Source organism: Streptomyces sp. NPDC002911 (assembly GCF_053591835.1).
On sequence record NZ_JBSFUO010000022.1, the window covers coordinates 1 to 23,207 of the forward strand.

Below are 23,207 nucleotides of genomic sequence, written 5' to 3' on the forward strand. Positions count from 1 at the left end.
CACGGTCCTCGACCCGAAGGATCTCGGTGACACGAAGACGCTCGGGCGTCGCGGCCGACTGTTTGCGCCGTATCGTGGAGTACGGCCCACACTCCCCCTCCGCATGCAGAAAGGCGCCCAGCGATGGTGCAGATCAAGACCCCCGAGCAGATCGCGAAGATGCGCGAGGCGGGCCTGGTGGTCGCTGCCGTTCACGCCGCCACGCGCGAGGTCGCCGTCCCCGGCGCCACCACGAAGGACCTGGACGAGGCCGCGCGCAAGGTGATCGCCGATCACGGCGCGAAGTCGAACTTCCTGGGCTACGGCGGGTTCCCCGCAACGATCTGCACCTCGGTCAACGAGGTCGTGGTGCACGGCATCCCCGACGAGAAGACCGTCCTCAAGGACGGCGACATCATCTCGATCGACGCCGGCGCGATCGTCGACGGCTGGCACGGCGACGCCGCGTACACCGCTTTCGTGGGCACCGGTCATGCACCGGAGCTCGTCGAGCTGTCCCGGGTGACCGAGGAGTCCATGTGGGCCGGGATCGCCGCGATGAAGGTGAACAACCGGCTCGTCGACATCTCGAAGGCCATCGAGTCCTACATCCGCCGCCAGCCCCGCCCCGCGACCGGCAAGTACGGGATCATCGAGGACTACGGCGGCCACGGCATCGGCACCGAGATGCACATGGACCCGCACCTGCTGAACTACGTCTCCCGTAAGCGCGGCAAGGGCGTCAAGCTGGTCCCCGGCGTCTGCCTGGCGATCGAGCCGATGGTCTCGCTGGGCACGGCGCAGACGAAGGTCCTCTCCGACGAGTGGACCGTCCTCACGACCGACGGCAGCTGGTCCTCGCACTGGGAGCACTCGATCGCCCTCACGGAGCAGGGACCGCTGGTTCTGACCGCCCCGGACTGCGGGCGGGCCAAGCTCGCCCAGTACGGTGTCGAGGCGGCGCCGGACCCGCTGGGCTGAGGCTCGCCAGGACTGCCCGGCTGATCTGTGTCTAAGGATCAGGGGAAGTGGGCAAACTTGACGGATTCGTCTTTTGGAGTCCGCTGACGTAGACTGACTCGTCGGCTCTCGTGCATCCGTGTGTCTTCATGCGGAGGTGTGACAGTCGATCAAGGTAGCCGATTCGAAGGGCGAAGCGTGGCCAAGAAGCAAGGTGCCATCGAAATTGAGGGCACCGTGATCGAGTCCCTCCCGAACGCCATGTTCAAGGTGGAACTCCAGAACGGTCACAAGGTCCTCGCGCACATCAGCGGCAAGATGCGGATGCACTACATCCGTATCCTCCCGGATGACCGGGTCGTGGTGGAGCTGTCTCCGTACGACCTGACGCGTGGCCGGATCGTCTACCGGTACAAGTAGATCTTGCCGCCATCCCGCTTCGGCGTGATGAGGGCACTGACCCGGAGAACCTGACATCCCATGAAGGTCAAGCCGAGCGTCAAGAAGATCTGCGACAAGTGCAAGGTGATCCGCCGTCACGGCCGGGTCATGGTCATCTGCGACAACCTGCGCCACAAGCAGCGCCAGGGCTGACGCACGACCACCTGCATCTCGCAGTTCTTCGCGCGACGCACGTAAACGTACATACGCAGAACCCGTCCAAGCTTCGGCTGACGACACCTCCGGCGGGGGCCGGGGACCTGGGCGTACCACTCCTTCCCATGCGGGAGGGGTCTGCGTTCGGGAGCGGCACTGCGGAAGACCCCCGAAATAACAACTGGAGCCATTGAATGGCACGCGTTTCAGGTGTTGACATCCCGCGCGAAAAGCGCGTGGAGGTTGCCCTCACCTACGTCTTCGGCATCGGGCGTACCCGGTCCAAGGAGATCCTCGCCACCACCGGCGTGAACCCCAACACCCGCGTTCGTGACCTGGCCGAAGAGGACCTGGTCAAGATCCGCGAGTACGTGGATGCCAACCTCCGCACCGAGGGTGACCTTCGCCGCGAGATCCAGGGCGACATCCGCCGCAAGATCGAGATCGGCTGCTACCAGGGTATCCGGCACCGTCGCGGTCTGCCGGTCCACGGTCAGCGCACCAGCACCAACGCGCGTACCCGCAAGGGCCCGCGTCGCGCCATCGCCGGTAAGAAGAAGCCGGGCAAGAAGTAGTCCTCAGCGGACGTACTGCGGGTGTCCGGGCCACCGGACGTTCGCGGAAACCAGCGGTCTTCGCTGTAGGACCGATCACCTCCCCTCTCCATCTGGAGTCAAGACATGCCCCCCAAGGGTCGTCAGGGCGCAGCCAAGAAGGTGCGTCGCAAGGAAAAGAAGAACGTCGCTCATGGGCACGCCCACATCAAGAGCACGTTCAACAACACCATCGTCTCGATCACGGACCCCTCGGGCAACGTGATCTCCTGGGCCTCCGCCGGCCACGTCGGCTTCAAGGGCTCGCGCAAGTCCACCCCCTTCGCCGCGCAGATGGCCGCCGAGTCGGCCGCCCGCCGCGCGCAGGAGCACGGCATGCGCAAGGTTGACGTCTTCGTGAAGGGTCCGGGCTCCGGCCGCGAGACCGCGATCCGTTCCCTCCAGGCCACGGGCCTCGAGGTCGGTTCGATCCAGGACGTCACCCCGACGCCGCACAACGGCTGCCGTCCGCCGAAGCGTCGCCGCGTCTGATCCGCTACGGCCGGTGACGGTCGTGCGTCAGTAGCGTGGATCCGGGCGGTATATCCCTTCGGGGGTGTACCGCCCGTATCCTTGTCTCATCTGTCGGGCATCAAATAGCGGGTGCCCACGACTGAAGGATCACAACATGCTTATCGCTCAGCGTCCGTCGCTGACCGAAGAGGTCGTCGACGAGTTCCGCTCCCGGTTCGTGATCGAGCCGCTGGAGCCGGGCTTCGGTTACACCCTCGGTAACTCCCTGCGTCGTACCCTCCTCTCCTCGATCCCCGGTGCCGCTGTCACCAGCATCCGGATCGACGGTGTCCTGCACGAGTTCACCACCGTGCCGGGTGTCAAGGAGGACGTGACCGACCTCATCCTCAACATCAAGCAGCTGGTCGTCTCCTCGGAGCACGACGAGCCGGTCGTGATGTACCTGCGCAAGCAGGGCCCCGGCCTGGTCACCGCTGCTGACATCGCCCCGCCGGCCGGTGTCGAGGTCCACAACCCGGACCTCGTCCTGGCCACGCTGAACGGCAAGGGCAAGCTGGAGATGGAGCTGACCGTCGAGCGCGGTCGCGGCTACGTCTCCGCCGTCCAGAACAAGCAGGTGGGCCAGGAGATCGGCCGGATCCCGGTCGACTCGATCTACTCGCCGGTGCTCAAGGTCACGTACAAGGTCGAGGCGACCCGTGTCGAGCAGCGCACCGACTTCGACAAGCTGATCGTCGACGTCGAGACCAAGCAGGCCATGCGTCCCCGTGACGCCATGGCGTCGGCCGGAAAGACCCTGGTCGAGCTGTTCGGTCTGGCGCGCGAGCTCAACATCGACGCCGAGGGCATCGACATGGGCCCGTCCCCGACGGACGCCGCGCTCGCCGCCGATCTGGCGCTGCCGATCGAGGAGCTCGAGCTCACGGTCCGTTCGTACAACTGCCTCAAGCGCGAGGGCATCCACTCGGTGGGCGAGCTCGTGGCCCGCTCCGAGGCGGACCTGCTCGACATCCGCAACTTCGGTGCGAAGTCGATCGACGAGGTCAAGGCGAAGCTGAACGGCATGGGCCTGGCGCTCAAGGACAGCCCGCCCGGATTCGACCCGACGGCCGCGGCGGACGCGTTCGGCGCGGACGACGACGCGGACGCCGGTTTCGTGGAGACCGAGCAGTACTGAGTCGCCTCCGGCTGGGGATGCCCGGTGTTCCGGGTGTCTCCAGCCGGCTGAGGGCCATGTCCTCAAACGCCGGACAGGCTTGATCTTGGGCTGATGCCCTGGTTCGGGCCGGGATCGGCGAAGGCGCCAGCAAGGACTTCCGCGGGGCGTCCGCCTCGCGGGAACTGACACCGGTACCTGATACGGCCGGTGCAGCACACAAGGAGAGAAACCATGCCTCAGCCCGCCAAGGGTGCCCGTCTGGGCGGCAGCGCTGCGCACGAGAAGCTTCTTCTCATCAACCTCGCGAAGTCGCTGTTCGAGCACGGCCGCATCACCACGACCGAGGCCAAGGCCCGTCGCCTTCGTCCGGTCGCCGAGCGTTTCATCACCAAGGCGAAGAAGGGCGACATCCACAACCGTCGCCTGGTGCTGCAGTCGATCACGGACAAGAGCATCGTGCACACGCTCTTCACCGAGATCGCCCCGCGGTACGAGAACCGCCCTGGTGGTTACACCCGCATCACCAAGATCGGCAACCGTCGTGGCGACAACGCCCCGATGGCCGTCATCGAGCTGGTCGAGGCGCTGACCGTGGCGCAGGCCGCCACCGGTGAGGCCGAGGCCGCGACGAAGCGCGCGGTCAAGGAAGACGCCCTCAAGAAGGACGAGGCTCCGGCCGAGACCGTCGAGGACGCCAAGCCGGCTGACGCCGCCGCTGAGGAGTCCAAGGACGCCTGAGCGTTCTGAGACCCAGGTACGGGCCCGCATCACCCTTCGGGGCGGTGCGGGCCCGTCCGGTTTTGAGAGGATCTGCGGGTGAGTGACGAGGCAGAGCCCGGATTCGTACGGGTACGGCTGGACCTTTCCTATGACGGCAGGGATTTCTCCGGCTGGGCGAAGCAGACCAGCAGGCGCACCGTGCAGGGCGAGATCGAGGACGCGTTGCGTACCGTGACGCGGTCGGCGGTGACCTACGACCTGACGGTCGCCGGGCGCACCGACGCGGGGGTGCACGCGCGCGGGCAGGTGGCACATGTCGACCTGCCGGCCGAGGTGTGGGCCGAGCACGAGGAGAAACTGCTGCGGCGGATGGCGGGGCGGCTCCCGCTGGACGTACGGATCTGGCGGGCGGCCGAGGCCCCGGCGGGGTTCAACGCGCGGTTCTCCGCGCTGTGGCGGCGTTACACGTACCGGGTGGGGGACCGGCCGGGCGGAGTGGACCCGCTGACCCGGGGCCATGTGCTGTGGCACGACCGGCCGTTGGACCTCGCCGCGATGAACGAGGCGGCCGCCTTGATGGTGGGGGAGCACGACTTCGCCGCGTACTGCAAGAAGCGTGAGGGCGCCACGACCATCCGGACGCTGCAGAAGCTCCACTGGGCGCGGGACTCGGAGTCCGGTGTGCTGGCGGCGACCGTGCAGGCGGACGCGTTCTGCCACAACATGGTGCGGGCGCTGATCGGCGCGGCGCTGTTCGTGGGGGACGGGCGCCGGCCGGCCGGGTGGCCCGCCGAGGTGCTGGCGGCGAAGGTGCGGGACCCGGGGGTGCACGTGGTGCGGCCGCACGGGCTGACCCTGGAGGAAGTGGCCTATCCGGCCGACGCGTTGCTGGCGGCCAGGGCCGTGGAGGCCCGGAACGTCAGGACGTTGCCGGGGGCGGGCTGCTGCTGACCGGCCTGCGGCGCATCGCGCGGGCCAGCCGCGCCGCGCAGTAGAGGGCGACGGCGCTGGACACGGCGGAACGGAACCAGCCGATGTCCGGGGCCCACCAGGCGTAGACGGCCGCGGCGGTGAAGACCAGCAAGCCCAGGGTGCTCAGGACCCACCAGCCGACGGGGTGGGGCTCGGCCGGGGGAGGGGCCTCGGGATGGACCCCGTCCTTCGACGTCATGGTGTCCCTCATGCCCGCGAGGAACCCCCGCCGGGCCAGAACCCGCGCACCCGGGAGCCCCGCGAGGATCTCCTGCTCGCCGCCGTACCCCGCGGGCAGCGGCGGGAGGCCCAGGGCGGCGACGAGGTCGCCCTGGTGGCGGGCGGGGTCGCCGGTGGCCCGCAGGATGTGGGCCAGGGGGCGCGGGTCGGTCAGCCCGTAGACACGGGCGAGCGCGACGGCCGCCGCGCCCGCCTCGACGTGGTCGGCGGCGGGGGCGGCGGTCTCCCAGGCGTGGTCCGTCACCTTCTTGCCCCGGTGGAGGAGGGTGAAGCTGCTGCGTTCCGGGGTGCGGTGCAGGACCAGGGCGGGCCAGTCCTCGGCTGTGGTGAAGTTGTCGGCCGCCGAGGTGAGCGGGTCCTCGGGGAGCAGGGCCGCGCGTGTGCCGCGTACCAGGTCCGGGACGATCTCGACGTACGTGTGATGGCTGCCGGCCGGGGCCGTCCGCAGGCTGTGGCCGCAGATCAGGGCGGCCTGGGCCACCTCGGTGGGGCCGGTGGAGGCGATGGCGACCGACCGCGGTGCCAGCTCGCGCTCCCAGTCGGGTGCGTCGGAGACCGGGGGCTCGGGCGGCCGGCGGAAGAAGGGGATCTTCATCGCCATCTCGACGCGGGTGTCGGAGCGGGCCTCCAGGAATTCCGCGCGGGCGTCGCCGAAATAGGTCCACGGGAAGGTGGTGGCGTGCACGCCGATGCTGCGGAAGGCGGAGAGGGCCTCCTCGTAGCGGTTCATCGACCACAGGACGAGGGCCAGGTGGTTACGGAAGCCGGCGGCCTCCCGGTCGCCGGGGGCGTAGCTGTCCGACAGGGCCTGCGCGCGGGTCACCGCCGCTTCGACGCGTGGGGCGTACGGGTCGGGGTCGGGAGTCTCCTCGTCGGCGATCAGGTATTCCACGACCGCCTGGAGCGGGAGCGCGTGGAGCCGTGAGCCGGGAGGCGCCTGGTCGGCCGCGCGCTCGGCGAAGGCGAACATCTCCTCGTGCGAGCCGTACCACTTGTCGCAGAGGTACTGGAGCGCCTGGACGTGGCAGCCCTCGTGGTGCGGGTCGCGGGCGTTCGCCTCGGCCAGACGGGTGTCGAAGACATCGCGCGGGGCCTGGATGCCCCGGGCCTGCGTCAGCGCGATGCGCCACGGGACCGGGTCGTAGGGGTTGAGCTCGGCGGCGGCGGACATCACCGGCACCGCGTCCCGCAGCACCGCGTGGAACGCCCGGAACTGGTCTGCCTCGACGTTCTTGGCCCGGGCCCCGGTCCGTATCTGCCAGGCCTCGCAGATGTACTGGTCGGCCTTGACCAGTACGGCGTCGGGGCTTTCCGGGGACTCCTCCAGCCAGCTGTCCAGCCAGCCGGGGTGATGCAGCGAGGCTCGTGCGAGGCGGGAGACGCAGGTGTCCCTGCGCTCCCACTGGGCGTGCTCGCGGGTGGCGGCGAGCAGTTCGGCGGCCGGGGCGTGGTCACCCGACGCCGCGGCGGCCAGGGCCTCCCGCAGCGACGGGTCCGGTGCGTCGAGGACCACGGCGTCGTCCGGCGGCAGGCCGGCACCTGCCGCACCACTGTGGCGCAGGACGCGCGGGATGGTGAAGAGGGTGGTCAGACGCACGGCGGCGGGTCCTCGGTCGCGGGGAGGGACGGGGCTGGTGCGTGGGGGGATGTGCGGACGGTCAGACGACTGGAGCGCCTGCGGCCGCCGAGGCCTGGACCTCGCCGCGGTGGTGGATCTGACGGAAGGTGAAGTCGGTCAGGTCGTCACCGACCGCGTACACGTCCTTGGCCGCCGTGGTGACATTCTTCCCGCTGGTGTAGCCGCCGACCGTGAAGTAGGCGTACCGGCCGTAGAAGTTGGAGGTGCGCCGGCAGACGGATCCGCCGCGGCAGAAGGTGGGGACTCCTGAGCCGCTGAGGGAGGCGACGCCGCCGGACGCCTGCTCGGCCGCCTTCCTGGCCTCGGCCTCGGTGCCGAAGACGGCGAGCCCGATGGTGACCGCGATGCCGTCCTTGCTGTACGTCGCACGGATGACCTGGTCGCAGCCGTTGCTGTCGAGGATCGAGCCGAGGGCGCCCTGGGTCGTCGTGGCGCAGTTCGCCGTACGGGCGGTGGCGCCCTTGGCGTAGACGCGGTCGCCCATGGTCGCCTTCCTGCCGGGGAAGAAGGCGTCGACGGTGACCGGGGCCTTGTCCCTCTTCTCGTCGGCCAGGTAGTCCTTCGGGTCCGGCGGGGGCGGCGGAGCCACCGAGGAGAAGGAGGGGTCGGGTGCGGAGCTCTCCGAGGGCAGGTCGGCGGGGGCCGGCAGCTCGCTCGCGTTCTTGTCCGACCGGGAGGCGCCGCCGTCTCCGCTGGTCGTGATGACGGCTGTGGCCACGATCGCGGCCACGGCGGCGGTGGCCAGCGCGCCGCCGCCGATCATCAGCCACTTCCTGCGCCGGCCGCGTGCGGCGGACGCCTCCGCCAGTGCCGCCCAGTCCGGAGTCCGGCTCTCTCCCGGCCCCCAGGAGGGCCCCCCTTGCCCAAAGCTCATGCGGCGAATCCTAGACCGACCGTAATCCGGTTGGGTCAATGGTTCGTCTGCCGTGACAATGCTGTGCATGGGACATCTTGAAGCGGGCCATCTGGAGTACTACCTACCGGACGGACGGGTGCTTCTCGGCGACGCTTCGTTCCGGGTGGCCGACGGCGCGGTCGTCGCCCTCGTCGGCGCGAACGGGGCGGGCAAGACGACCCTCCTGAGGCTGCTCGCCGGGGAGCTCCAGCCGCACGGCGGCTCGGTCTCGGTGAGCGGCGGTCTCGGTGTGATGGCCCAGTTCGTGGGTTCCGTACGGGACGAGCGGACCGTCCGTGACCTGCTGGTCTCCGTGGCGCAGCCCCGTATCAGGGAGGCGGCGGAGGCCGTCGACGCGGCGGAGGAACGCATCCTCACCGCAGACGACGAGGCCGCGCAGATGGCGTACGCGCAGGCGCTGAGCGACTGGGCGGAGGCGCGGGGGTACGAGGCCGAGACGCTGTGGGACATGTGCACGATGGCCGCATTGGGCGTCCCGTACGAGAAGGCACAGTGGCGCGAGGTGCGCACGCTCAGCGGGGGCGAGCAGAAGCGGCTGGTCCTGGAGGCCCTGCTGAGGGGCCCGGACGAGGTGCTGCTGCTGGACGAGCCGGACAACTATCTGGACGTGCCCGGCAAGCGGTGGCTGGAGGAGAGGCTCAAGGAGACCCGTAAGACGGTGCTCTTCGTCTCCCACGACCGGGAGCTGCTCTCGCGGGCCGCCGAGAAGATCGTGAGTGTGGAGCCCAGCCCGGCCGGTTCGGACGTCTGGGTGCACGGCGGCGGGTTCGACACGTTCCACGAGGCCCGCAAGGAGCGCTTCGCGCGCTTCGAGGAGCTCCTGCGGCGCTGGGAGGAGGAGCGCGCCCGGCTGAAGGCGCTGGTCCTGCGGATGCGGCAGCAGGCGGCGAACAGCCCCGACATGGCGAACCGCTACCACGCGATGCAGACCCGCTTCAAGAAGTTCGAGGACGCCGGCCCGCCGCCCGAGCCGCCCCGTGAGCAGGACATCAGGATGCGGCTGCGCGGCGGGCGGACCGGGGTGCGGGCCGTGACGTGCACCGGCCTGGAGCTGACCGGCCTGATGAAGCCGTTCGACCTGGAGATCTACTACGGCGAGCGGGTCGCCGTGCTCGGTTCCAACGGGTCGGGGAAGTCTCACTTCCTGCGCCTGCTGGCGGGGGAGCCGGTGACGCACTCCGGTGAGTGGAAGCTCGGGGCACGGGTCGTGCCCGGTCACTTCGCGCAGACGCACGCCCATCCGGAGCTGCTCGGCAAGACGCTCGTCGAGATCCTGTGGACGGAGCACGCCAAGGACCGCGGCGGCGCGATGTCGGTGCTGCGGCGCTACGAGCTGGAGCGCCAGGGCGACCAGGCCTTCGAGAGGCTGTCCGGCGGCCAGCAGGCGCGCTTCCAGATCCTGCTCCTGGAACTGGCCGGCACGACCGCGCTCCTGCTGGACGAGCCGACGGACAACCTGGACCTGGAGTCGGCCGAGGCCCTGCAGGACGGACTCGAGGTGTACGACGGGACGGTCATGGCCGTCACCCACGACCGCTGGTTCGCGAAGTCCTTCGACCGGTATCTGGTCTTCGGCTCGGACGGGGTCGTGCGGGAGTCCACGGAGCCGGTCTGGGACGAGCGCAGGGTGGAGCGACAGCGGTAGGGCCGGCGCGTTTTGACCCGTCCGGGGCGGGGCGGGTAGTGTCGGCCGTTGTTATACGTATTGGTTTCGTCGTTCTCACGCGAGGGGCCCTTACGTAGGTTCTCTGGAGCAGTTACCAGTGGCTCGCATACGGGCAGCGTTCCCGGCATTGTGAAGCCCAGCTGCATGATCGCTTCAGAGGTGCCATGTGTCTGGACCTCATCCACTGAAGAAGCGAAGGCTACGAAGTGCGTACGTACAGCCCCAAGCCCGGCGATGTCACTCGCCAGTGGCACATCATCGACGCCGAGGACATCGTTCTCGGCCGTCTGGCCACCACGGCTGCGAACCTCCTCCGAGGCAAGCACAAGGCGATCTACGCCCCCCACATGGACATGGGCGACTTCGTCATCATCATCAACGCCGAGAAGGTTCACCTCTCCGGCAACAAGAAGACCCAGAAGATGGCGTACCGCCACTCCGGGTTCCCGGGCGGTCTGCGCTCCGTGCGCTACGACGAGCTGCTCTCGAAGAACCCCGAGAAGGCTGTCGAGAAGGCCATCAAGGGCATGATCCCCAAGAACACTCTGGGTCGCCAGATGATCTCGAAGCTCAAGGTCTACGCGGGCGACCAGCACCCGCACGCTGCGCAGCAGCCGGTCCCGTTCGAGATCACCCAGGTCGCGCAGTAGTTCCGGCCTCCCCCTAAGACGTACAGAAAGATCTGAGGAGAATCGTGGCCGAGACCACTGCAGAGACGCCCGTCGAGGGCACCGAGGTCACCGAGGGCGAAGAGACCTTCGCCGAGGTGACCACCTTCGAGTCGGAGGTGCCCGTCGAGGGCGAGTACACCTCCGAGTCGCTCGCGGGCCGCTTCGGCGACCCGCAGCCGGCGGCCGGCCTGGGCCGTCGCAAGAACGCCATCGCCCGCGTCCGGATCGTTCCGGGCACCGGCAAGTGGAAGATCAACGGTCGCACTCTTGAGGACTACTTCCCCAACAAGGTGCACCAGCAGGAAGTCAACGAGCCCTTCAAGGTGCTCGAGCTCGACGGCCGCTACGACGTCATCGCCCGCATCTCGGGTGGCGGCGTCTCCGGTCAGGCCGGTGCCCTGCGCCTCGGCGTGGCCCGCGCGCTGAACGAGGCGGACGTGGACAACAACCGCGCCGCGCTGAAGAAGGCCGGCTTCCTCTCCCGCGACGACCGTGCGGTCGAGCGCAAGAAGGCCGGTCTCAAGAAGGCCCGTAAGGCCCCGCAGTACAGCAAGCGCTAAATCGCCTGCTCGTCTGCTTCACACGTTCGCCCCGGCGGCACACCTCGTGCTGCTGGGGCGTTCGTTTATCAGCCCTCGCGGGCGTATAACGGCTTAAGACGTTTGCACTTTTATAGGGCTGGTGGCGCTCGGCGCGCCTTTTCTCGCTGCGCCTCGCCTTGCCCTGTTTTGCTTGCTTTGGTTTTGTGGTTTCGGAGCACCTTCGGAGGACACCAGTGGGACGACTCTTCGGCACGGACGGCGTGCGCGGTGTCGCCAACGCGGACCTGACAGCCGAGCTCGCGCTCGGCCTGTCGGTCGCGGCGGCGCACGTACTGGCCGAGGCGGGCACCTTCGAGGGGCATAGGGCGACCGCTCTGGTGGGCCGCGACCCGCGCGCATCCGGAGAGTTCCTGGAGGCCGCCGTCGTGGCGGGTCTGGCCAGCGCCGGCGTGGACGTCCTGCGCGTCGGCGTGCTGCCCACCCCCGCCGTGGCGTATCTCACCGGCGTGCTCGGCGCGGACATCGGTGTCATGCTGTCGGCCAGCCACAACGCCATGCCGGACAACGGCATCAAATTCTTCGCCCGTGGCGGCCACAAGCTCGCCGACGAGCTGGAGGACCGCATCGAGACGGTCTACGAGCAGCACCGCACCGGCGAGCCGTGGGCACGACCGACCGGCGCCGGAGTGGGCCGGGTCACCGACTACGCCGAGGGCTTCGACCGCTACGTCGCCCACCTCATCGGTGTCCTCCCGAACCGGCTCGACGGGCTGAAGGTCGTCCTCGACGAGGCACACGGCGCCGCCGCCCGTGTCTCCCCCGAGGCGTTCGCCCGTGCCGGGGCCGAGATCATCACCATCGGCGCCGAACCGGACGGCCTCAACATCAACGACGGCTGCGGCTCCACCCACCTGGAGCTGCTGCGTGCCGCCGTCGTCGAGCACGGCGCCGACCTCGGCATCGCGCACGACGGTGACGCTGACCGCTGCCTGGCCGTGGACGGAAACGGCGAGGAGGTCGACGGCGACCAGATCCTGGCCGTGCTCGCCCTGGCCATGCGCGAGGCCGGCCACCTGCGCAAGGACACCGTCGTCGGCACGGTCATGTCGAACCTCGGCTTCAAGATGGCGATGGAGCGGGAGGGCATCCAGCTCGTCCAGACAGCCGTCGGCGACCGGTACGTCCTGGAGTCGATGAAGGCCGAGGGCTTCGCGCTGGGCGGCGAGCAGTCCGGCCATGTCATCGTCCTGGACCACGCCACGACGGGTGACGGCACCCTGACCGGGCTGATGCTCGCGGCCCGGGTCGCCGCCACCGGACGTACGCTCGCCGACCTGGCGGGTGTCATGCAGCGCCTCCCGCAGATCCTCGTCAACGTGCCGGACGTCGACAAGTCCCGCGTGGACACCTCGCCCGAGGTCGCAGCCGCGGTGTCCCAGGCCGAGCGGGAGCTGGGCGACACCGGGCGCGTACTCCTGCGCAAGTCGGGCACCGAGCCGCTCGTACGGGTCATGGTCGAGGCCGCCGACCTGGAGCAGGCCCGCGCTGTGGCAGGGCAGCTCGCCGACGTGGTGAAGTCCGCGCTCGGCTGACACGCCGTCGATCGGACGAACGGCCCCGGCTTCACGGCCGGGGCCGTTCCGCGTCCGGAGTCAAAGTGCGGTGTTCGTGCTCCAGCGCCCGGATGATGCGGGTCAGGTCGGCCGGGGCGGCGGCGAGGCGGACCGGCTCGCCCGCGTCGTCGAGTTCGGCGATGTGCCAGCTGCGGTGGACGGTGTCGCCGTCGCCGCCCCTGGCACGTCGTATCCGCGTGACGGTGAGCCGCTCCACCGGGATCGGCCTCGCCGCGAACCGGCCCGGGCCGGAGTGGGGTGTCACCGCGGGCGGACCGCTTCCCAGGACGATGTGCGTGCCGAAGTCGTGCGGGTTGTAGTCGGTGTGCTCCAGGAAGCGGGCGGCCAGGAACCTCTCCGTCTCCTCCTCGAAGGCTCCGGCGTCTCCGGCGTCCTCAGGTGTGCGGATGCGGGTGGCGTGCCAGGCCCAGGCGAACATGCCCAGGGTGGCCACCGTGCCCGAGGCCGCCCACGCGAGGGGCACGGCGGAGCCGAGCGGGTCCGTGGGGTGGAGGTAGCAGAGGGGCAGCAGCCACAGGGCCGTACCGAAGAGCGCACCCGCGAACGGCAGGGCCGAGGGCAGGACCTCGTCGTCCGGCAGCCCGCGCCCGCGACGGCGCAGCAGCATCCGGGCACCGGGGTAGCCCGCGGCGAGGGCACACCCGGCCGCGATGACGGCCACGTCTCCGGCGCCGGCGAAGTGCTCGCGCCAGGTGTGGTGTTCGCCGGCGACCACCCTCACCTCGCCGCGCCAGAGGGTCAGTTCGACCTCGTCACCGGGGTGGAATTCGCGGGCGCCCTCCCGCGAGACGGTGAGCCGGTTCAGCGGCCTGTCGTCGGCGAAGTACAGCCAACTGCTCTGCTTGCCCAGGCCGATTTCCGTCCGTTCGACCACCGCGACCTGGGTGCTCAGGCAATCACCACGCTCCGCGGCGGTCGTGCCGGCGGTGCAGGGGACCGCCGACATCCAGGCCTGTTTCTGCGACGCGGTGACCGGAACGAACCACGCGGCCAGGCCCGCGCCCGCGAGCAGCAGTACGCAGAGGAGCTTCGCCACGGTCGAGCCGCGCCCGGCGGTGCGCTGGGAGAGGACGGGCACGTGGTCCGACTCCGGAGCCCCGTGGCGGCGGTGCAGCGCACGGAGCGCGACCAGCTGTGCGTCGAACTCCGGCCGGTCGGCGAAGGATCCGCTGAGCGGCAGGGGCAGCCAGCGGGTACGTCCGTCGCGCAGCAGCACGCCGACGCGGTGGATGTCCTGGTTACGCCCGGACTGGAGGTGGACGCGCAGGTCGGCGATGTCGCTCCACGGCATGTTCCGGCGGCGCAGCAGTGTCCGGGAGCGCAGACCGTCGGCGTCCGCGATCACCTGGACGGTGGCCGCGTACAGGAAGACGAGGCCCAGCAGCGCGAGCAGCAGGCCCCCGGCCACCCATACGTCGAGGAGGGTGCCCCGGTACATCGCGCGCACGGCGGCTGCCACGGCCCCGGCCGTCCCGAGCGCGACGAGGCACCACAGGGCGCGTCGTCCGAGGGGGCGGCAGATCACGTGCTGGGCTTCGTTCATGGTCGGCATCGTGTCATCGGCGGGGCCCTAGCCGCCTGTGCGGTGTCCGGCAGTTCCGGGCCCGCGACACTGCCGGTCCATCACCCCTGGGCCGGGGCCGTGCCGCGCTTCCTGCTCCACAGCGCCTTCTGGACCAGCAGCGTCAGCGTGCCGGCGAGGACGATGCCCGCCAGGTTGGCCAGCAGCTGCCCCGAGGACCCCCAGGTCTGCTGGAGGTCCTGGTAGCTGAAGGCGACGGCGGCGTTGGCGGCCGCGGGCACCGTGGTCACCGAGATGGCCACGCCGATCAGCGCCCCGGACTTCGCCGACGTCAGCGAGAGTGTCCCCGCGATGCCAGCGAGCAGCGCGACCACGAAGGACATCCAGTCCGGGTGCCAGATGAACCCGGTGTTGGGCCTCTCCGCCTTGACCATGTCCTCGGTGAACAGCCCGAAGACGTCCATCAGCCAGGCGAAGCCGGCGGTGAGCACCATCGCCACCGCGAAGCCGCCGACCAGCGCCCAGAGCGACCGGGCCACCAGCTGGGGGGCGCGCTGCACCACCGCCGTGGAGATCCCGGCCAGCGGGCCGAACTCCGGGCCCACCGCCATCGCGCCCACGATCAGGACCGCGTTGTCCAGCATCACACCGCACGCGGCCAGCATCGTCGCGAGGGCGAGGAACGCCACATAGGTGACGCTGAACGTCGACTCCTCATGGGTCACCTCGCTCAGCTCTTCCCAGAGCACCGCGTCCGAGCCCTCGCCCGGCGCCGCGTGCTCGGCCTCGTCGGCGCGCCTGGACAGGGTGAGGTCCATGTTCTCGACGGTGATGGAGCCGCAGTCGTCGATCTCCAGCTTCCGCAGTCCGCCGATGAGTTCGTCAGCGGCTTCCCGTGCGACATCGCACAGCACCACATCGCCCGCCGGGTTCCGAGCGGCACCGGAGAGCAACGCGACATGGGCGGTGCCCACGGTCCGGTCGATCAGCCCGAGCACCTCCTCGGTGCGGTCGGCGGGCACGAGGAGGCGCAGATGCAGCACGGTGCACCCTTTCAGGACGAGTCAGAGCTTGCGCAGCGACAGGCGCTGGACCTTGTGGTCCGGCCCTTTGCGGAGCACCAGAGTGGCACGGCCGCGCGTCGGCGCCACGTTCTCGAGGAGATTGGGCTTGTTGATGGTCCGCCACATGGTGCGCGCGTAGTCGAGCGCCTCCGCCTCGGAGACCTGCGTGTACGTGCGGAAGTACGAGAACGGGTTCTGGAACGCCGTCTCGCGCAGCCTGCGGAAGCGGTGGAGGTACCAGTTCTCGATGTCCTCGGCGCGCGCGTCGACGTACACGCTGAAGTCGAAGTAGTCCGCCAGCCCGACCCTGGTCCGGCCGTCCTTGCCGGGCAGCGCGGGCTGCAGCACGTTCAGCCCCTCGACGATCAGGATGTCGGGGCGGCGTACGGTCAGCCGCTCGCCCGGCACGATGTCGTAGATCAGGTGCGAGTAGACGGGAGCCGTCACCTCGTCCTTGCCGGCCTTGATGTCGGCGACGAACCGGGTCAGCGCCCGCCGGTCGTACGACTCGGGGAACCCCTTGCGCGACATCAGGCCCCGCGCCTCGAGCTCCTTCATCGGCAGCAGGAACCCGTCGGTCGTCACCAGCTCCACCCGGGGATGCTCGGGCCAGCGCGCCAGCAGGGCCTGCAGGATGCGGGCGCTGGTGGACTTGCCGACGGCGACGCTTCCGGCGACCCCTATGACGAACGGGGTGCCGCGCTGCTCGCCGTGCCCGTTGCCCGCGTCACCCAGGAAGGTGTTCAGGGCGCCGCGCAGGCCGGAGGTGGCCTGGACGTAGAGGTTGAGCAGCCGGGAGAGCGGCAGGTAGACGTCCCGGACCTCGTCGAGGTCGATGACGTCGCCGAGGCCTCGCAGCTTCTCGACCTCCTCGGCGGTCAGCGGCAGCGGGGTCTTGTCACGCAGGGCGCTCCACTCCGCCCGGGTCAGGTCGACGTAGGGCGTCGGCGCGTGCTCGGTGCGACGGGGGCTCCGTGCGGGCGAAGTGATCACGTGTTCATTGTCGCGGGAGTTCCGAAGGAGTGGGGGGTGGGGTCGGTCACGTGGGGGACGGGCCGAAGGCGCCTCCGATCCTGGGAGAACGGGACGGAACGAGCTGGAAGCCCGGGCCGCAGCTCTGCGGCCCGGGCTTCCGGGCGTGCGACGGCACGGCCGACCAGAAGACCAAGCGCAACGCGGTGGGCAAGCTGGTCTCCACGCACCGCAGTTACGGTGCGCCGGGTGGGCATGTGCTGCGCCAGCAGTACGGCTGCAGCAACGCGAGCACTCCGGTCGCGCAGGTCGGTGACCATCAGGGCAGCACGTACGCCGAGGTCGCCATGACCGACGGTATGCCGGTGCGGATCCCTGAGCGGGACCCGTTCGGCCACGAGCGTGGCGCGTCCACGTCCGGTTCGGGCCGGCAGACCCATGTGGCGTTCCTGGATGACCCCGGACGACGCCTCCGGCTACACCCAGCTGGGTGCCCGCATGTACGACCCGGCTGTCGGGCGTTTCCTGTCCGCGGACCCGGTGCTGGACATCGCGGACCCGATGCAGGCCAACGGCCGGAAGCGCGTTGGGGGCGCTCTCCGTGACGTACTCCAGGCCGAGGGCAGCTGCCGGCGCTTCGGGTCGCTTGCAGAGCCGATGCCCATGCGGTGCGGTTGTTTCTCGCGTCGGGCTCCGGGCGCATGGCTTTCGGCGGAATCGCTCAACTGCTGGGGTAGGGCCGGGCAGGGTCGGCCCGGTCGAAGGACCCGTTGATCACGGCACCTATGAAGGGCTGCAAGACATCAGGGCTCGAGGTGACGACGACCCGTGGGACCTTGCTGTCGCGGAGGCGGACGGTGCCGTCAGGGGCGATGGCGAGGTTGACGCAGTTCGAGGCGTCGCCGCTGCTGCGTACAGGTGCCCAGCGTGTCACCCACACGAGGGTAAATGAAAGAAATATCTACGATCCATTGATAGGTATCTCAACATCGACCGTACGGTATGGCCCAAGCCACTCGACCGGGAGATGTTCGCCGATCTCTACCCGGACATCTCGGTGCCGAAGAACGCGGGCCGCTGGATCGGCGCGGTGCAGCAGCGCATTCCTTTATCGCGACCAGCGAGAAGACGACCGGCAGCGGCCGACGGCGACTGCCGACCACTTCACCGGAATGAACCCGACACCTCACACAACCTTTGGCAGGTCCTCACAGTCCAACAGCGGAAACGATCACTCCGTGCGGACGCGCCCAGGGGCCGTCGCCACGGTGCAGACCGCCGTACAGACTTGGGAGTTGACATGAGAACCGCCACCGGCCGCAGACGTCCGTTCGGTGCGTACGCGCTCGTCGCGGCAGCGGCGCTGAGCACCACCGTGCTCGGTACCACGCCGGCCACCGCCGCGAGCGACACGCTGTGGGTCCAGTCCCCGGAGGGGGTGACACTGGCCGTCGAGCCGGGCTCGTACCAAGAGCTCTCGTTCGGCGTCTACCACGACAACGCCGATTACCACGTCGCCAACGGCGTGCTCACCCTCGACCTGTCGGAGTTGGCGGGCGTGGCCGAGGTCTCGGTGCCGGACAACTGCTTCCTGGCTGCGTCCGACACCAGAGCCGTGTGCGACATCTGGGAGGTCGGCGACATCGGCGGCACCTACGACGGGCCCCAGTTCACCTTCGGGCTCCGGACCCTGGAAGGCGCCCCGGCCGGTGCGGAGCTGAGCATCGGCCACCATGCGCAGGCGGAGACCGATGGCCCGGACGGCGTGCTGTATTCACACTGGGGCAGCACACCGGTCAAGGTCGAGTCCGTGCCTTCGTCACCTTCGCCGGACCTGAGCCTGACCGAGCCGGCGGCGGTGGGTCCGGTCGCCCCCGGCACCTCGCTGACCGTACCCGTCACGGTCACCAACAACGGCGATGCGGCCGCGGAGGGCTTCCGTCTCCAGCTGTGGAACACCTACGGCCTGGAATTCGCCACCACGTACCCGGACTGCGCCTTGACCCCGCCCGTCCTGGACACCGAGGAAGCGCCGGGCGGCTCGCTGGACTGTACGTTCGACACCGTCGTGGAGCCCGGCGCCGCCGTCGCCCTGCCGGAGCCGCTGCGGCTCACCGTGGCGCCACACGCGCTGTTCGAGCGACTTGACATCAGGGTCCAGCCGCTCGAGGGCACGCAGGACCAGAACCCGGAGGGCGACTACGCCATCATGCCGGTCACTGCGGAGAACACGGCCGACTTCGCCGTCCAGGGTGACGAGGTCACCGGCGCGGCCGGGGAGACGGTCACTGCCACGATCGGGTTCCGCAATCACGGTCCCGCCTGGTTCGCCAACACCGGCAGCGGTGAGGCGGTCGGCACGGTCACCCTGGTGGTGCCCAAGGGCGCCACGGTCGTCTCGGCGCCGGAGAACTGCTGGGCGCTGGGATCCACCAGCTACCGGTGCGAACTGCGGCACTGGGCCACCCCCGAGGAACAGGTCCAGTTCCCCTTCGAACTGCGCGTCGACCGGGTGATCCCGGACGCCATCGGTGCCGTCACGCTCGACGCCTCCGCACGACAGACCCCCTACGACCCGAACCCGCAGAACACCCACGCCGAACTGGTGCTCAACGGGGCCGCGCAGGCGTCGTAGCTGTCGCCCGGCCGATGCGGCCGGGCCCCGGACCGCCCGGCGATGATCACCCTGCGCGCCGTGTCCGGCCGCCCTGTTATCAGCCTGCGTGAGTGCGTCGCGCCGTTTTGGGCGGTCGAGGTGTCGCGAAAGGTCGTCAAGCCGAGGAGGGCCGCCGTGGTGACGGTGCCCGGACCGCACGTTGAGGGTGTGGCGGTGGCTCCCGGCCTTTGGCGCCGGGCGTTGCCTCGGTCCAGCGCTGTGCAGCCGTAGGAGGCGGGAGGGGGCGAGCGCGTGGATCGCCGGCCGCCCCCTTTCGCGCGGTGCCGCGCCATCTCCGTGCCGCCTGTCGGCCGTTCGAGGTGACGGCTGATCTCGCAGCCTCCTGCCTACTTCTGGCCTGGGGGGGGGTGTCACGGTCTTCGCCCGGTACTTCGTGTTCGACAGCGGTCCGAGGGAACAGACATGTCGACTGAGGTGGCATATGAGGGCTAGATGATCAAATGATAGGAATTGGCGTTACCCGCGTGTGGATCAGATCGGCTGCCCCTTGCTGCCGTGTGGCCTTATGGTGCCGATATGTGTGGAATCGTGGGTTACGTCGGGGCGCAGTCGGCGCAGGATGTCGTTGTCGCGGGGCTGAAGCGGCTGGAGTACCGGGGGTACGACTCCGCGGGGGTCGCCGTCCTCGCGGACGGGGGGCTGGCCTCGGCGAAGAAGGCCGGAAAGCTCGTCAACCTGGAGAAGGAGCTCAAGGACCGGCCCCTGCCGGCCGGGAACACCGGGATCGGGCACACCCGTTGGGCGACGCACGGCGGGCCCACCGATGCCAACGCACACCCGCATCTCGACAACGCGGGCCGGGTCGCCGTCGTGCACAACGGCATCATCGAGAACTTCGCGGCACTCCGCGAGGAGTTGGCCGGTCGGGGCCATGACCTGGCCTCCGAGACCGACACAGAGGTGGTCGCCCACCTGCTCGCCGAGGCGTACTCCTCGGGCGGTGATCCGGCGGACGCCATGCGGCAGGTGTGCCGGCAGCTGGAGGGCGCGTTCACGCTGGTCGCCGTGCACGCGGACGAGCCCGACGTGGTGGTGGGTGCCCGGCGGAACTCGCCACTGGTGGTGGGGGTGGGGGACGGGGAGATGTTCCTGGCCTCCGATGTGGCCGCCTTCATCGCGCAGACGCGGGACGCGATCGAGCTGGGCCAGGACCAGGTGGTCGAGCTACGCCGGGACGGGGCGACGGTCACCGGCTTCGACGGCCGGCCCGCCGGCGTACGCGAATATCACGTGGGCTGGGACGCGTCGGCCGCCGAGAAGGGCGGCTACGCCTCCTTCATGCTCAAGGAGATCGCCGACCAGCCCAAGGCCGTCGCCGACACGCTCCTCGGCAGGACCGACGGCTCGGGCCTGCTCCACCTCGACGAGGTGCGCATTCCGCAGGGGGTGCTCCGCGAGGTCGACAAGGTCGTCGTCGTCGCCTGCGGAACCGCCTTCCACGCCGGGATGATCGCCAAGTACGCCATCGAGCACTGGACCAGGCTGCCCTGCGAGACGGAGCTCGCCAGCGAGTTCCGCTACCGCGATCCGATCCTGGACCAGCGCACCCTCGTCGTCGCCATCTCGCAGTCGGGCGAGACGATGGACACGCTGATGGCGGTGCGGCACGCCCGCGAGCAGGGGGCGAAGGTTCTCGCGATCTGCAACACGAACGGCTCGACCATCCCGAGGGAGTCGGACGCCGTCCTCTACACGCACGCCGGACCGGAGGTCGCCGTCGCCTCCACGAAGGCGTTTCTGACCCAGCTCGTCGCCTGCTATCTCGTCGCGCTGTACCTCGGGCAGGTACGCGGCACCAAGTGGGGCGACGAGATCCGCACCGTCGTGCGCCAGCTCTCCGAGATGTCCGGCGCGGTCGAACGCGTGCTGGGGACCATGGAGCCGGTACGTGAACTGGCCCGCTCGCTGGCCGCCCACGACACCGTGCTCTTCGTGGGCCGGCACGTGGGCTACCCGGTGGCCATGGAAGGCGCGCTGAAGCTCAAGGAGCTCGCGTACATGCACGCCGAGGGTTTCGCCGCCGGGGAGCTCAAGCACGGGCCGATCGCGCTGATCGAGGAGGGGCTGCCGGTCGTCGTCGTCGTGCCGTCCCCGCGCGGCCGTGCGGTGCTGCACGACAAGATCGTGTCGAACATCCAGGAGATCAGGGCCCGTGGCGCCCGCACGGTCGTCATCGCCGAGGAGGGCGACGAGCAGGTCGTCCCGTACGCCGATCACCTCATCAGGATCCCGGCTACGCCTACGCTGCTTCAGCCACTGGTCGCCACGGTGCCGTTGCAGGTCTTCGCGTGCGAGCTGGCGACCGCCCGGGGCAACGAGGTGGACCAGCCGCGCAATCTGGCGAAGTCCGTGACAGTCGAGTGAGTGAGTGAGTGAGTGAGCGCGTGATCATTGGGGTCGGGATCGATGTGGCGGAGATCGAACGCTTCGGCGCCGCCCTGGGACGTACGCCGCAGCTGGCCGACAGGCTCTTCCTCGAGCGGGAGTTGCTGCTGCCGAGCGGGGAGCGACGGGGGATCGCCTCGCTGGCGGCCAGGTTCGCCGCGAAGGAGGCCCTGGCCAAGGCGCTGGGCGCGCCGGGCGGGCTGCTCTGGACCGATGCCGAGGTGTGCGTCGAGGAGAGCGGCAGGCCCCGGCTGGAGGTGCGCGGCACCGTCGCGGCCCGGGCATCGGAGCTCGGGGTGCGCAGCTGGCACGTGTCCCTCAGCCACGACGCGGGGGTGGCGTCGGCCGTGGTGATCGCGGAGGGTTGAGCGCATGCGACATGCGTACAGCGTGGAGACCGTACGGGCCGCCGAACAGGCGCTGATGGCACGGCTGCCGGAGGGGGCGCTGATGCGGCGCGCCGCCGCCGGGCTCGCGGTGGCCTGCGGTGACCTTCTGAGGCGCAACGGGCGGGTGTACGGGTCCCGGGTGCTCCTCCTCGTCGGCAGCGGCGACAACGGCGGCGACACGCTGTACGCGGGGGCCCGGCTGGCCCGGCGCGGGGCAGGCGTACGGGCGCTGCCGACCTCGCCGGCCAAGGTCCACAGGGCCGGACTGGAGGCCTTGCTGGCGGCGGGCGGGCAGGTCGTCGACGGGCCGGGCCTCGGCGCCTTCGGCCCCGTGGACCTGGTCGTCGACGGCATCACCGGGATCGGGGGCCACGGTGGGCTGCGCCCCGAGGCCGCGGAGCTCGTACGGGCGGTCACCGCGGGCCGCGCGCCCGTGCTCGCCGTCGACCTGCCGAGCGGGGTCGAGCCGGACACCGGCCAGGTGCTCGGCGAGGCCGTACGGGCGGACGCGACGGTCACCTTCGGGACGTACAAGCCGGGGCTGCTCATCGACCCGGCCGCCGCACACGCGGGGGCTCTCCGGCTCGTCGACATCGGCGTGGCGGCGGAACTGCCCGCACGGCCGGATCTGGAGGCCCTCCAGTACGCCGACGTGGCAGCCCTGCTGCCGCTGCCCGGCGCCGGGAGCGACAAGTACCGGCGCGGGGTCGTCGGGGTGGCAGCCGGCTCGGAGCGGTACCCGGGCGCGGCGGTTCTCGCGGTCGCGGGGGCGCTGCGCGGCGGTGCCGGAGCGGTGCGGTACGCGGGCCCAGGGGCCGACGCGGTGATCGCCCGCTTCCCGGAGACGCTGGTCCACCCCGGCCCGCCGTCGAAGGCCGGGCGGGTGCAGGCCTGGGTGGCCGGGCCCGGGCTCGGTGACGGCGCACAGGCGGCCCGAGCGGTGGCCGACGTGCTGGCCGCCGACGTCCCGGTGCTGGTCGACGCGGACGGGCTGCGGCTCATGGACGCCTCGGCGGTCCGCGCGAGGACCGCCGCCACCGTCCTCACCCCGCACGCCGGCGAGGCCGCCGCGCTGCTGGGGGTGGAGCGCGAGGAGGTCGAGTCCGGGCGGCTCGCCGCCGTACGGGAGCTGGCCGCGCGCTACCGAGCCACGGTGCTGCTGAAGGGCTCGACGACCCTCGTCGCGGAGCCCGGGGACGTGCCCGTGCGGGTCAACCCGACCGGCACGTCCTGGCTGGCCACGGCGGGCAGCGGCGATGTGCTGTCCGGGCTGACCGGCTCGCTGCTGGCCGCGGGCCTCGCACCGCGCGACGCCGCGTCGGTGGGCGCCTATCTGCACGGGCTCGCCGCGCGCCGGGCCTCGGACGGGGCGCCGGTCGCCGCGCAGGACGTCGCGGACGCCGTACCCGCGGCCTGGCGCGACGTGCGGTCCTGAT

General features: G+C 70.3%; 22 protein-coding genes. 16 read left to right on the plus strand and 6 right to left on the minus strand.

Features of this window, described 5'->3' with window-relative positions:
* The first annotated feature begins 123 nt into the window (after nt 1-123).
* The 8 genes from map (at nt 124) to truA (ending at nt 5,433) form a co-directional block, all read left to right on the plus strand.
* Complete coding sequence (gene map / locus ACWD04_RS26045; protein WP_451135818.1) at nt 124-960, plus strand: type I methionyl aminopeptidase; 837 nt, start codon at nt 124-126, stop codon at nt 958-960.
* Between the two features lie 177 nt (nt 961-1,137).
* Complete coding sequence (infA, locus tag ACWD04_RS26050; RefSeq protein WP_003956442.1) at nt 1,138-1,359, plus strand: translation initiation factor IF-1; 222 nt, start codon at nt 1,138-1,140, stop codon at nt 1,357-1,359.
* 60 nt (nt 1,360-1,419) lie between these two features.
* On the plus strand, nt 1,420-1,533 hold the full coding sequence (rpmJ, locus tag ACWD04_RS26055; RefSeq protein WP_003956441.1) for a 50S ribosomal protein L36: 114 nt from the start codon (nt 1,420-1,422) through the stop codon (nt 1,531-1,533).
* 197 nt (nt 1,534-1,730) lie between these two features.
* A complete protein-coding gene (gene rpsM, locus ACWD04_RS26060; RefSeq protein ID WP_014047799.1) occupies nt 1,731-2,111 on the plus strand; it encodes a 30S ribosomal protein S13 in 381 nt (126 codons plus the stop codon).
* A gap of 105 nt (nt 2,112-2,216) precedes the next feature.
* The gene (gene rpsK / locus ACWD04_RS26065; protein ID WP_003956432.1) at nt 2,217-2,621 is read left to right on the plus strand and encodes a 30S ribosomal protein S11; all 405 of its coding nucleotides are present in this window, start codon (nt 2,217-2,219) and stop codon (nt 2,619-2,621) included.
* Between the two features lie 136 nt (nt 2,622-2,757).
* Complete coding sequence (locus ACWD04_RS26070) at nt 2,758-3,780, plus strand: DNA-directed RNA polymerase subunit alpha (RefSeq protein WP_189325328.1); 1,023 nt, start codon at nt 2,758-2,760, stop codon at nt 3,778-3,780.
* Between the two features lie 213 nt (nt 3,781-3,993).
* Nucleotides 3,994-4,500 carry a 50S ribosomal protein L17 gene (rplQ, locus tag ACWD04_RS26075; RefSeq protein ID WP_205018356.1) on the plus strand — a complete coding sequence of 169 codons (507 nt, stop codon included), beginning with the start codon at nt 3,994-3,996 and terminating at the stop codon, nt 4,498-4,500.
* Nucleotides 4,501-4,578: 78 nt separating this feature from the next.
* Entirely contained in the window at nt 4,579-5,433 is an 855-nt protein-coding gene (gene truA, locus ACWD04_RS26080; protein WP_451135823.1) for a tRNA pseudouridine(38-40) synthase TruA, read from the plus strand.
* Here truA and ACWD04_RS26085 read toward each other — a convergent pair.
* The gene (locus ACWD04_RS26085; RefSeq protein WP_451135825.1) at nt 5,402-7,291 is read right to left on the minus strand and encodes a hypothetical protein; all 1,890 of its coding nucleotides are present in this window, start codon (nt 7,289-7,291) and stop codon (nt 5,402-5,404) included. The two genes, truA and ACWD04_RS26085, sit on opposite strands and share 32 nt — an antisense overlap.
* A 61-nt stretch (nt 7,292-7,352) precedes the next feature.
* A complete protein-coding gene (locus ACWD04_RS26090) occupies nt 7,353-8,207 on the minus strand; it encodes a hypothetical protein (protein WP_451135827.1) in 855 nt (284 codons plus the stop codon).
* A 67-nt stretch (nt 8,208-8,274) separates the two neighbouring features.
* Here ACWD04_RS26090 and ACWD04_RS26095 point away from each other — a divergent pair, with 67 nt between their 5' ends.
* From ACWD04_RS26095 to glmM, 4 genes are all read left to right on the plus strand, one after another.
* Complete coding sequence (locus ACWD04_RS26095; RefSeq protein WP_451135829.1) at nt 8,275-9,894, plus strand: ABC-F family ATP-binding cassette domain-containing protein; 1,620 nt, start codon at nt 8,275-8,277, stop codon at nt 9,892-9,894.
* 227 nt (nt 9,895-10,121) lie between these two features.
* Nucleotides 10,122-10,565 (plus strand): 50S ribosomal protein L13, encoded by a 444-nt coding sequence (rplM, locus tag ACWD04_RS26100; RefSeq protein WP_031096418.1) that lies wholly within the window; start codon nt 10,122-10,124, stop codon nt 10,563-10,565.
* Nucleotides 10,566-10,609: 44 nt separating this feature from the next.
* Nucleotides 10,610-11,146, plus strand: a complete 537-nt coding sequence (rpsI, locus tag ACWD04_RS26105) for a 30S ribosomal protein S9 (protein ID WP_451135831.1) — start codon at nt 10,610-10,612, stop codon at nt 11,144-11,146.
* Between the two features lie 215 nt (nt 11,147-11,361).
* Nucleotides 11,362-12,720 (plus strand): phosphoglucosamine mutase, encoded by a 1,359-nt coding sequence (glmM, locus tag ACWD04_RS26110; RefSeq protein WP_451135833.1) that lies wholly within the window; start codon nt 11,362-11,364, stop codon nt 12,718-12,720.
* 31 nt (nt 12,721-12,751) lie between these two features.
* Here glmM and ACWD04_RS26115 read toward each other — a convergent pair whose 3' ends face one another.
* The 4 genes from ACWD04_RS26115 to ACWD04_RS26130 form a co-directional block, all read right to left on the minus strand.
* Nucleotides 12,752-14,305, minus strand: coding sequence for a PH domain-containing protein (locus ACWD04_RS26115; protein ID WP_451135835.1), 1,554 nt, complete (start codon nt 14,303-14,305; stop codon nt 12,752-12,754).
* A gap of 80 nt (nt 14,306-14,385) precedes the next feature.
* Complete coding sequence (locus ACWD04_RS26120; protein ID WP_451135837.1) at nt 14,386-15,327, minus strand: DUF389 domain-containing protein; 942 nt, start codon at nt 15,325-15,327, stop codon at nt 14,386-14,388.
* Nucleotides 15,328-15,348: 21 nt separating this feature from the next.
* Nucleotides 15,349-16,341, minus strand: coding sequence for a type I pantothenate kinase (gene coaA, locus ACWD04_RS26125; protein ID WP_451135839.1), 993 nt, complete (start codon nt 16,339-16,341; stop codon nt 15,349-15,351).
* Nucleotides 16,342-17,041: 700 nt separating this feature from the next.
* Nucleotides 17,042-17,254 carry a DUF397 domain-containing protein gene (locus ACWD04_RS26130; RefSeq protein ID WP_451135841.1) on the minus strand — a complete coding sequence of 71 codons (213 nt, stop codon included), beginning with the start codon at nt 17,252-17,254 and terminating at the stop codon, nt 17,042-17,044.
* A gap of 366 nt (nt 17,255-17,620) precedes the next feature.
* Between ACWD04_RS26130 and ACWD04_RS26135 the strand changes: the two genes are divergently transcribed.
* The 4 genes from ACWD04_RS26135 to ACWD04_RS26150 all read left to right on the plus strand — a co-directional run bounded on the left by ACWD04_RS26135 (nt 17,621) and on the right by ACWD04_RS26150 (nt 23,206).
* Entirely contained in the window at nt 17,621-18,955 is a 1,335-nt protein-coding gene (locus ACWD04_RS26135; protein WP_451135843.1) for a hypothetical protein, read from the plus strand.
* Between the two features lie 558 nt (nt 18,956-19,513).
* Nucleotides 19,514-21,361, plus strand: coding sequence for a glutamine--fructose-6-phosphate transaminase (isomerizing) (gene glmS, locus ACWD04_RS26140; protein WP_451135845.1), 1,848 nt, complete (start codon nt 19,514-19,516; stop codon nt 21,359-21,361).
* A gap of 20 nt (nt 21,362-21,381) precedes the next feature.
* Nucleotides 21,382-21,750 (plus strand): holo-ACP synthase, encoded by a 369-nt coding sequence (locus ACWD04_RS26145; protein ID WP_451135847.1) that lies wholly within the window; start codon nt 21,382-21,384, stop codon nt 21,748-21,750.
* A 4-nt stretch (nt 21,751-21,754) separates the two neighbouring features.
* Complete coding sequence (locus tag ACWD04_RS26150; RefSeq protein WP_451135849.1) at nt 21,755-23,206, plus strand: NAD(P)H-hydrate dehydratase; 1,452 nt, start codon at nt 21,755-21,757, stop codon at nt 23,204-23,206.
* The last annotated feature ends 1 nt before the right edge of the window (nt 23,207 follow it).

Excerpts from the sequence above, each read along its gene's own strand:
- ACWD04_RS26115 (WP_451135835.1), bottom strand. The coding sequence starts at position 14,305 with ATGAACGAAGCCCAGCACGTGATCTGCCGCCCCCTCGGACGACGCGCC.
- ACWD04_RS26150 (WP_451135849.1), top strand. The coding sequence starts at position 21,755 with ATGCGACATGCGTACAGCGTGGAGACCGTACGGGCCGCCGAACAGGCG.
- ACWD04_RS26095 (WP_451135829.1), top strand. The coding sequence starts at position 8,275 with ATGGGACATCTTGAAGCGGGCCATCTGGAGTACTACCTACCGGACGGA.
- ACWD04_RS26090 (WP_451135827.1), bottom strand. The coding sequence starts at position 8,207 with ATGAGCTTTGGGCAAGGGGGGCCCTCCTGGGGGCCGGGAGAGAGCCGG.
- glmS (WP_451135845.1), top strand. The coding sequence starts at position 19,514 with ATGTGTGGAATCGTGGGTTACGTCGGGGCGCAGTCGGCGCAGGATGTC.
- ACWD04_RS26135 (WP_451135843.1), top strand. The coding sequence starts at position 17,621 with ATGAGAACCGCCACCGGCCGCAGACGTCCGTTCGGTGCGTACGCGCTC.
- ACWD04_RS26070 (WP_189325328.1), top strand. The coding sequence starts at position 2,758 with ATGCTTATCGCTCAGCGTCCGTCGCTGACCGAAGAGGTCGTCGACGAG.
- rpsK (WP_003956432.1), top strand. The coding sequence starts at position 2,217 with ATGCCCCCCAAGGGTCGTCAGGGCGCAGCCAAGAAGGTGCGTCGCAAG.
- map (WP_451135818.1), top strand. The coding sequence starts at position 124 with ATGGTGCAGATCAAGACCCCCGAGCAGATCGCGAAGATGCGCGAGGCG.
- rpsM (WP_014047799.1), top strand. The coding sequence starts at position 1,731 with ATGGCACGCGTTTCAGGTGTTGACATCCCGCGCGAAAAGCGCGTGGAG.
- rpmJ (WP_003956441.1), top strand. The coding sequence starts at position 1,420 with ATGAAGGTCAAGCCGAGCGTCAAGAAGATCTGCGACAAGTGCAAGGTG.
- rplQ (WP_205018356.1), top strand. The coding sequence starts at position 3,994 with ATGCCTCAGCCCGCCAAGGGTGCCCGTCTGGGCGGCAGCGCTGCGCAC.